The organism is Thermodesulfobacteriota bacterium (genome assembly GCA_039028315.1).
Taxonomy (GTDB): Bacteria; Desulfobacterota_D; UBA1144; order Nemesobacterales; family UBA2774; genus CR02bin9.
This window is the reverse complement of the sequence record JBCCIH010000122.1, coordinates 1-7,454: the sequence shown is the minus strand read 5'-3', so window position 1 is coordinate 7,454 and position 7,454 is coordinate 1. Positions and strand designations below refer to the sequence as shown.

Below are 7,454 nucleotides of genomic sequence, written 5' to 3'. Positions count from 1 at the left end.
AGAGGAGCTCGGGGTAGATCCTATAGATATCGTAAATGTAAACGTAAAAGGAAAGGTTATCATTGAGCTTAGAGACGGCAGAGAAATAATCATGAAGCTTAAGGATTTTCATCCTTTTGCCCGCCCTGCTTGTCTATACTGCCTGGACTATGCCGCAGAGCACGCTGACATAGGAGTTGGCGGAATTGGTCTTATGGGATGGACCTTTGTCGCTGTAAGAACTGAGCAGGGACATAAGTTCTGGCAGTCAGCTGTTGATGCTGATCTCTTTGAAATCATGGAAGAGGAAGAACAGCCCAAGGCAAAACAACTATTAATCAGATTATCCAATATAAAACGAAACAAACCACTGCCAGCCCTTATGCCCACATATGATGAAAGGGTTGAGCTAGGCAACACAAATCCAAAAACGCTTTATAAAGACTATAAGAAACCAGAGGATGGAGGAGCAGAAAGTAAATGAGTTCCAAAAACAGCCAACCAATACTAGAAGACGTTAACGTCATTGTCGCAGGTCAGGGAGGAGACGGCTCACTTACGGTGATCACGATGCTTGCTGATCTGTTTCGTAATGCTGGGCTTAACGTATACACAGAAAGAGATGTTTTATCACGAATTAGAGGCGGACATGCCGCGGCCACAATGAGAGCTTTCACAGGTCAGCGCTTTTGTGTGGGTAGCCACATAGACCTTTTGGTAGCTCTTGACGAAGAAGCTGTGGAGAAGAACGCCCACCAGATAAACCCGGACAGTATAGTGGTCTTTGATGATTCAAGCGGCCCTTTACGTGATGGACTGCTTCCTGAAGGCACAAAACTCTACGCTGCCCCTTTTAACAGAATAGCAATGCGCACAATGCGAAGGGAACTATATAAAAACAGTATCGCCTTTGGAATAGTAGGACGCTTGTTAGGACTAGAAGACGATGCTATGCGACATACTTTTACTAAAAGATTTGAACGCCGCGGACAGATCATTTTAGACTACAACCTTGAAGCACTTGGTTTAGGGCTTCACCTAGCAGATGAGATGGGAATTAAACACGGCGAAGGTATTTACAGAATAGAACATACAGAGCCCGAAGAGCATTTACTTTTAATGGGTAATGAATCAGTGGCATTTGGATTTATGGCTGCCGGCGGAAGATTTTTCACAGGATATCCAATCACGCCTTCATCTGAGGTATTGGAGACACTTCAAAAATGGTTACCACGCTGCGGCGGGGTTGCACGTCAGACAGAGGACGAGCTTGCAGGAATAAATATGGCAATCGGAGCAGCACTTACAGGGGTGAGAACCATGACTGCCACTTCAGGGCCAGGGTTCTCTTTGATGCAGGAAGGTATAGGACATTCCGGCTCAGGCGAGGTACCAATGGTGCTTGTTGACTGCCAGCGCTCCGGACCGAGCACCGGGATGCCGACGAAACCAGAGCAAAGCGATATTAACATTATGGTCTTCGGAGGCCATGGAGACTTTCCAAGAATTGTGCTTGCCCCAGGACATCCTGAAGATTGCTTTTACCTCTCCTTTGATGCCACCAACTTAGCTGACAAATATCAATGCCCGGTTGTTATTGCAATGGACCAAGCGCTATCTCAAAACATAGCTAGCGTTAAACCGTTTAACTTAGATGACATAGAGGTAGAACCTGGAAAGAGACTCACACCAGAGGAAGTTGCAAACTTAGAGACATACAAGCGCTATGGATTCTCAGAGGATGGGGTATCGGCATTTGCCGCCCCGGGAACCCCTGGAGGTATGTCACTTGTAACCGGTAATGAGCATGACGAGTTCGGTCTTGTTTCCACCGATCCAAAGAACAGGGTTAAGATGATGGACAAGCGTTTTCACAAAATCGAGGTTGCCAAAAAAGAGCTTCCCAAGGGTAGAGAATACGGCGATCCAAAAGCACCAATCGGCTTTATCGGAATAGGCATGATGTACGGCGTAATACTTGAAGCAGTAGAGATGCTAGAGTCACAAGGAATTAAAACAAGATATCATCAGCCAAGAACCATATGGCCGGTGCTTGATGATACATTTGATTTTATAAACAGCTGCGAGAGGGTTTATGTAATTGACCTAAACGCCCAGGCTCAGCTTGCGCGCCTATTTATGCACCAGGGCGCAGACTCAAGCAAGATTATTAGTATTTGCAGATACGACGGTCTTCCTTACAGACCTGGTTATTTAGTAAATCAAATTTTAGAGCAAGAAGATAAACAGGAGGCAAAAGCCCAATGACAACAACACCTAGCACAAAAACATTTACACCGGCAAGACCGATATGGTGCGCAGGTTGCGGAGATTTCGCAGTGCAGGGAGTGCTTGAGAAATCTCTTCAGAAAATGGGAATTCCTCCTCATAAACTTATGCTGCTAGCCGGCATAGGTTGCTCGGGAACAATTCAAAATAACCTTAAATGCTATGGTTATCACGCGCTTCATGGACGTGTACTCCCTGCAACAATAGGCGCAAAACTGGCTAACCCAGATCTTACAGTGATCGCTGCCGGAGGAGACGGAGATGGTTTTGCAATTGGCGCAGGCCACTTAGTTCATACATTTAAAAGTAATCCAAGCATAATGTATGTAGTTATGAATAACAGCAATTACGGACTTACAAAAGGACAAGCTTCCCCAACCAGCCCTACAGGCTACCGCGATAACGCTGAGGCCGGAATGGACTCCATGCTACTAGGGCTTAGCTTTTTATCCTCAACATTTTTGGCAAGAGGATTTAGCGGAAACCCTGAGCAGCTCGGAGAACTTATGGAAGCTGCAATTGAGCACACAGAGTCAGGAAAGGGGTTTGCATTTTTAGAAGTACTTTCACCATGTGTTACATACTATGATACCCACCGCGAATGGCGCGCAAGGGTAGTGAATGTGGACGAAGATGAGAATTACGATCCAACAAATAGAACAGAGTGTTTCCAAAAACTCTTAGAGTTTAAAGAAGAAGGTCATATTCCGATAGGCCGCATATTCAAAGCTCAGCATCCTTCTCTTGAGTCACTAATAGTTAATAAGGAAGAAACATATCCAGCTCAGCAGGAAATCGGCCATGATGATCATCGTAAGCACTATGATGCTTTTATGAAGGCTCATCTAGGATAAGGTTTAGGGATTTAATTATGTAAATTCAAAGCTCTAAAGTCGCTAGAGCTTTGAGTGAATAAAATCTAGAAATTTCCCCATAATGCAGGAATATTCTCAAATTCTGCATCCCGTAGAGTTTTACTTTCATCAAATACAAATATTGTGTGATATGAAATTGCGAAGTAATTTTTCTTATGCTACTATTATTATCAAAATTTGATGTTAATATTAAACGCCATCCACAAAGAGAACTACTGTTAAAACAGGAATAAAATATGAACCTTTCACATCTTTTTCATGGACCTAACTCAGGCTATGTCTTGGAGTTGTACGAGAAATATTTACAGGATCCAGACTCTGTAGATCCTGAAATACGGGCACTTTTCGAAAATTGGAACCCTGAGATTTCAGAGACTGTAACTACAGATGCAGACCCTCAAGACATGGACAAAATTGTGGCCGCGGCCAACTTAGCCCAGGCTATTAGGGCTTTTGGCCACTTAGAGGCAAAACTTGACCCGCTTGGAAGCCCTCCTCCTGGAGATTCATGCTTGAGTGTAGAAGGACACGAGCTTACTAAAGAGGACCTTTTTCAACTGCCATCAAGCTTGGTAAGAGGTCCGGTGGCTGAGCAAACTACTAACGCTTATGAGGCTATAACTAAACTTCGCTCAATATATTCATCTACAATAGGTTTTGAAGACTATCACATTAACTGTTTAGAAGAGAGAAAATGGTTTAGAGTAGCTGCAGAATCAGGCAAGTACCGCCCGCCGAATGATCCTATAAATGAGCGTATGTTACTTGAGAGCCTTACGCAGGTAGAGGTGTTTGAGAGATTTCTACACCGCATTTTCCCCGGCAAATTCCGTTTTTCAATAGAGGGCGTAGACACACTGGTACCAATGCTAAACGAAATAGTAGGATTGGCGGCTGAAGCAGATAAACATAATATAATGCTTGGGATGGCTCACAGAGGACGTCTAAATGTTATGCATCATGTTATGAACAAAAACTACAAAGGAACTCTAATAAAGTTTAAAGATCCCGTTTTAGAGAGAGATTTTAGAGACGATATGGGATGGACTGGAGATGTGAAATATCACGACGGCGCGCGCCATGCTGTGAGTAACGGCAAACAAATAGATATGGTGATTACTCTTGCCCCAAACCCTAGCCACCTTGAAGCTGTAAATCCCGTGGTTGAGGGGATGACAAGAGCTTCTGGAACCAAGGTTGATCGGCCAGGGGCGCCGCAGTTTGATCCTGCTGTATCTCTGCCGGTTATCGTTCACGGAGACGCTGCATTTCCAGGTCAAGGAATTGTATCAGAAACACTAAATCTATCGAGGCTACCGGGTTATACCACAGGCGGCACTATACATATTATTACTAATAATCAGCTTGGATATACTGCTCTACCTTCTGACAGCAGAAGCACCTTGTACGCCAGTGATCTGGCTAAAGGGTTTGAGATTCCTATCCTTCATGTGAACGCAGATGATCCTGAAGCTTGTATCGAAGTTTCAAGACTGGCATTTTCATACCTTCAAAAATTCCAGAAAGACATATTAATTGATCTTATCGGATATAGACGCCATGGTCACAACGAAGCTGATGAACCAACTTTCACTCAGCCAGCTATGTATGACATTATAGACAAGCACCCTAGCGTTAGAGAAATATATGCAAAGACTTTAGTTGAAAGAGGGGTTGTTTCAGAAAACGAACCAGAGGAAATTGTTTCTAAATTCACTGAGAAGATTCATAGCGATTTTGAATCACTCTCTCCAGAAGATATCCCAGAGGAATCACAGTCTGAAAAACCTCCAGCAGGAGCAGCACAAAAAGTAAAAACAGCTGTTGATGCTCAGACACTTAAAGAACTAAACGATTCATTAGTAAAACTTCCAGAGGATTTTAACCTTAACTCCAAGCTAAGACGAGGTATGGAACGAAGGGCAAAATCCTTTGATGACATTGATGAGAAAACAATTGATTGGGCAACGGCTGAAGATTTGGCCTATGCATCAATTCTAGCTGACGGCACTGCTATTAGGCTCACTGGTCAAGACTCTGAAAGAGGAACTTTCAGCCACCGTCATGCTGTACTTCATGATTCTAGAAACTGGGACCCTTATGTACCGCTTCAAAACATCCCTCAAGCCAAAGCAGCTTTTGAGATTCATAACAGCCCACTTACTGAGAACGCATGCATAGGGTTTGAATACGGCTACAACATACAGGAACCTAAAAGACTGGTGATCTGGGAAGCTCAGTATGGTGATTTTATTAACGGCGCACAGACAATTATTGATGAATTTTTAGTATCAGCAAGAGCAAAATGGGGTCAAACGCCCTCTTTAGTTCTGCTTCTACCTCATGGTTATGAAGGCCAGGGGCCGGATCATTCCTCAGGTAGGCCAGTTAGGTTTTTAGGATCAGCCGCGGAAATCAATATGAGAATTGCAAACTGCACAACTTCGGCTCAGTACTTTCATTTACTAAGGCGTCAGGCCGGGGTGTTAGAAGAGGATCCACTTCCATTAATTGTTCTAACGCCTAAGAGTCTTCTTAGAAATCCTGCTATATTTTCCTCAGTCAGAGATCTATCAGAAGGATCCTGGCAAGCAGTTATAGATGATGATATTGACGATAAGCAGGCTAAGAAGATAAAAAGGCTAATTCTCTGCAGCGGGAAAGTATTTATTGATCTTAATACAAGTGAATATAGAAAAGAGAACGCAAAAGATATTGCAATTGCAAGAGTCGAGCAGCTCTATCCAATTCCCACGCAGAAAATAAGAGAGGTACTTGGCAGATATCCTAATCTTGAAGAAGTGGTATGGCTTCAGGAAGAGCCCGAGACCATGGGCGCATGGATGTTCATGTTCCCATTTTTCAGAAAACTGATAGACGGCAGATTCCCGCTTCATTATATTGGCAGAAAGCGTAACTCAAGCCCTGCTGAGGGATCTTCATCTATGCACAAGGTAAATCAGCAGGCACTTATCAAACAAGCTTTCATGATAGAGAAAGAACTCCCCAACTTAGATGAACTGGGAATTACTTGGGTAAAAAACGTATAGCAACCGGAGAGAAGAAATGTCAACAAACATTGTAGTACCAGAATTAGGCGAATCCATAGTAGAGGCCACAATTATCAGATGGTTTAAATCTGAAGGGGACTCCGTGAATATTGGAGAAGCAATTTTAGAGCTAGAAACTGAAAAAGCCAATTTTGAAGTGGCTTCTGAAAAAAAGGGAGTTATTACAAGCATACTCAAAAACGCTGATGACGATGTGGAAGTGGGTGAAGTGCTTGGAGTTATAGAAGAAGGAGCCGCTGCGCAAACTAAAGCCCCTGAGCCTGCTGCAGAGAAAGTAGAGGAAGTCGTAGAAATCAAAGAAGAGTTCACAGCTGAGCAAGAGACAAATGAAAAAATAACACCGGTTGCAAAAAATCTAGCCCAGGAACTAGGCGTTGATATCAGCAAAGTGAAAGGAACCGGCCCAAGTGGACGAATTACAAAAGAAGATGTTGAAAACTATGAGGTCAAAGAGATTAAAGAGGCAGAGCTTGAAGCTCCTATTGTTGAGCCTGCCCCTAAAGCACCTGCAGTTGTAAACATAAATGAATCACCCGAGCTTCCAATTGCAAGAGAAGTAAGAGAAGAGCGAATTAAGATGTCCAGAAGAAGACGCACTATTGCAAGAAGAATGCTTGAGGCTTCTCAGACAACTGCGATGCTCACAACATTTAATGAGATTGATATGAGCGCGGTGATGGAACTTCGTAAAAGACGCAAAGAAACTTTTAAAGAGAAATACGGTGTTGGATTAGGTCTAAACTCATTTTTTGTGAAAGCATCTATCGGTGCATTAAAGGCTTTTCCTGCGATTAATGCGGAGATAGACGGCGATGATATGATTATTAAGCACTACTATGACATAGGGGTTGCAATAGGAGCCTCAGAGGGCCTAGTGGTGCCAGTTCTCAAAAACGCTGACGGAATGTCATTTGCCGAGATAGAAAAGAAGATAAAAGAGTACGCCGCTAAATCTGAAGAGAACACGTTGTCTTTAGAAGATATTATGGGCGGCACATTTACAATTACAAACGGCGGCGTTTTTGGCTCACTTATGAGCACGCCGATTCTAAACCCTCCACAGGTTGGAATTCTAGGACTTCATAAGATTGAAGAGAGACCGGTAGTTATAAACGGCGATCTTGAGGTAAAGCCTATGATGTATGTTGCGCTTAGTTACGATCACAGAATAGTGGACGGAAGAGAGGCTGTTCAGTTCTTAGTTAGGCTTAAAGAGCTAATACAAGACCCCGAATCACTT

At 43.3% G+C, this 7,454-nt stretch carries 5 protein-coding genes; all 5 read left to right on the top strand.

What is annotated here, in order from left to right; genetic code table 11:
• A partial coding sequence (locus AAF462_08230; GenBank protein MEM7009104.1) for a Coenzyme F420 hydrogenase/dehydrogenase, beta subunit C-terminal domain occupies positions 1-463 on the top strand: 463 nt, incomplete at its 5' end.
• Entirely contained in the window at positions 460-2,247 is a 1,788-nt protein-coding gene (locus AAF462_08225; GenBank protein MEM7009103.1) for a 2-oxoacid:acceptor oxidoreductase subunit alpha, read from the top strand. The genes AAF462_08230 and AAF462_08225, both read left to right, overlap by 4 nt.
• On the top strand, positions 2,244-3,122 hold the full coding sequence (locus AAF462_08220) for a thiamine pyrophosphate-dependent enzyme (protein ID MEM7009102.1): 879 nt from the start codon (positions 2,244-2,246) through the stop codon (positions 3,120-3,122). The genes AAF462_08225 and AAF462_08220 overlap by 4 nt, the downstream gene beginning before the upstream one ends.
• A gap of 257 nt (positions 3,123-3,379) precedes the next feature.
• On the top strand, positions 3,380-6,193 hold the full coding sequence (locus AAF462_08215; protein ID MEM7009101.1) for a 2-oxoglutarate dehydrogenase E1 component: 2,814 nt from the start codon (positions 3,380-3,382) through the stop codon (positions 6,191-6,193).
• Between the two features lie 16 nt (positions 6,194-6,209).
• A partial coding sequence (odhB, locus tag AAF462_08210; GenBank protein MEM7009100.1) for a 2-oxoglutarate dehydrogenase complex dihydrolipoyllysine-residue succinyltransferase occupies positions 6,210-7,454 on the top strand: 1,245 nt, incomplete at its 3' end.